Raw genomic sequence first — 2,448 nt, 5'->3', positions numbered from 1 at the left:
GCTCGCCGCCTCGGTCGTGCGCTCGGCGTCGGCCGCCGCCTGGGTCGCGGCGCGGCGGGCGCCGTAGCGGCGGTGTACGGCCTGCTTGGTGACCCCGAGGGCCGAGCCCACCGCGTCCCACGAGAAACCGAGCGAGCGGTCGAAGTCCACGGCAGCCGTGACCAGGGTCTCGACACTGTCCCGCAGCTCCTGCGCGAGACGGACCGTCGGGGCGGGAGCGCGCCCGTAGACGACGAAGCCCGTGGAGGGGCCGGAGCGGCGCGGGCGGTAGACGTTGCCCAGCTGGGCGGTGAGCGTGCGCAGTGCGTCCACCTGCCGGCGGACCCGCTCGATGTCCCGCACCAGCAAGTGCAGGCTGGCCCGAGCCTGGGCGTCGTGGGTTGCGTGGTCGGCCATGAACAAGCCTCTCGAACCGGCGTTGAAAAGGATCGGGCCGCGTGAATGCGGCCCATAGTGGTCAACTCTTTCTTGACCAACGCCTGTGCGCTCCGCTGGTCACGCAACGGGGGCGTAGGGGCATATGCGTACGCCCCCGGTGAACCGGTGTGCGCTGCGGGCGCGGGTGAGTTGTCGGTGAGTTGACGGGTGTGAGCCGCCGGGCGCTCCTGCCGGGACGCGCCATAGACTGGTGCGCTGCCCGCACACTCCCGCCCGAGAGGCCCGACCCACCCATGAAGCTCGTCTTCGCCGGTACCCCCGAGGTCGCCGTTCCCGCACTGGACGCCCTGATCGCCTCCGGACGGCACGAGGTGGCCGCCGTCGTCACGCGGCCCGACGCACCGGCCGGGCGTGGGCGCAGGCTGGTGGCGAGCCCTGTCGCCGAGCGGGCCGCGGAGGCGGGCATCGAGGTGCTGAAGCCCGTCAAGCCGCGCGACCCGGAGTTCCTGGAGCGGCTGCGGGAGATCGCGCCCGACTGCTGTCCCGTCGTCGCCTACGGCGCCCTGCTGCCCCGCGTCGCCCTCGACATCCCCGCCCACGGCTGGGTCAACCTGCACTTCTCGCTGCTCCCCGCCTGGCGCGGCGCCGCCCCCGTGCAGCACTCCATCATGTCCGGCGACGAGATCACCGGCGCCTCCACCTTCCTGATCGAGGAAGGACTCGACTCCGGGCCGGTCTACGGCACCGTCACCGAGGAGATCCGCCCCACCGACACCAGCGGCGACCTGCTCACCCGGCTCGCGTTCGCCGGCTCGGGCCTGCTCGCCGCGACCATGGACGGCATCGAGGACGGCACCCTGAAGGCCGTACCGCAGCCGGGCGAGGGCATCACCCTCGCTCCGAAGATCAACGTCGAGGACGCGGAGGTGAAGTGGGCGGCTCCTGCCCTGCGCGTGGACCGGGTGGTGCGCGGATGCACACCGGCGCCCGGCGCCTGGACCGGATTCCGGGGCGAGCGGCTCAAGATCGTCCAGGCCGCGCCCGTGCCGGAGCGGACCGACCTCGCGCCCGGTGAGCTCTCCGTCGGCAAGAACAACGTGTACGTGGGCACCGGGTCGTACGCCGTCGAGCTGCTGTGGGTGCAGGCCCAGGGAAAGAAGCCGATGCGGGCGGCCGACTGGGCGCGCGGCGCGCGGATCGGCGCGGGGGAGACCGTCGGGACTCTCTGAGCCCTCGGGACTCCCGGGGCGTGACGTCCCGCGCGCGGTCCTGCCGGTGCGACGTAGGCTGGACGCACATCTCAGCCAGAAATCCGGAGCACCTTTTTCGTGAGCGAGCAGTCCCCTCGACCCCGTAAGCCCGGCAAGCCCTACCGCCGGCCGCAGAAGGACCCCGTCCGCATCCTCGCCTTCGAGGCACTGAGGGCCGTCGACGAGCGGGACGCCTACGCCAACCTCGTCCTGCCGCCACTGCTGCGGAAGGCGCGGGAGAAGGGCGACTTCGACACCCGGGACGCCGCCCTCGCCACCGAGCTGGTCTACGGGACACTGCGGCGGCAGGGGACGTACGACGCGATCATCGCCTCGTGCGTCGACCGGCCGCTTCGTGAGGTCGACCCGCCGGTGCTGGACGTGCTGAGCCTCGGAGTGCACCAGCTGCTCGGGACGCGGATCCCGACCCATGCCGCCGTGTCCGCCTCCGTCGAACTCGCCCGGGTCGTCCTCGGCGACGGACGGGCCAAGTTCGTCAACGCCGTGCTGCGGAAGGTCGCGCAGGACGACCTCGACACCTGGATCGAACGGGTCGCGCCGCCCTACGACGACGATCCCGAGGACAACCTCGCCATCGTGCACTCGCATCCGCGCTGGGTCGTCTCCGCGCTGTGGGACTCGCTCGGCGGCCCACGCGCCGGGATCGAGGACCTGTTGGAGGCCGACAACGAGCGGCCCGAGGTGACCCTCGTGGCCCGCCCCGGCCGGTCCACCACCGACGAACTGCTGCGCGAGGAAGCCGCGCTGCCGGGGCGCTGGTCACCGTACGCCGTGCGGCTCAGCGAGGGCGGCGAGCCCG

3 protein-coding genes are annotated in these 2,448 nt (G+C 72.6%); 2 read left to right on the top strand and 1 reads right to left on the bottom strand.

From position 1 onward, the window contains the following. The coding region (locus R6V09_RS50870; protein ID WP_317888208.1) for a hypothetical protein at nt 1–396 on the bottom strand (396 nt) is incomplete at its 3' end. Nucleotides 397–671: 275 nt separating this feature from the next. Between R6V09_RS50870 and fmt the strand changes: the two genes are divergently transcribed. Further along, nucleotides 672–1,607 carry a methionyl-tRNA formyltransferase gene (fmt, locus tag R6V09_RS50865; RefSeq protein ID WP_317888207.1) on the top strand — a complete coding sequence of 312 codons (936 nt, stop codon included), beginning with the start codon at nt 672–674 and terminating at the stop codon, nt 1,605–1,607. A 99-nt stretch (nt 1,608–1,706) separates the two neighbouring features. Continuing rightward, on the top strand, nt 1,707–2,448 hold a 742-nt coding region (locus R6V09_RS50860), incomplete at its 3' end, for a transcription antitermination factor NusB (RefSeq protein WP_317888206.1).

This window comes from Streptomyces sp. W16 (assembly GCF_033194735.1).
GTDB lineage: Bacteria > Actinomycetota > Actinomycetes > Streptomycetales > Streptomycetaceae > Streptomyces.
This window is presented reverse-complemented; position numbering and strand designations above follow the sequence as displayed.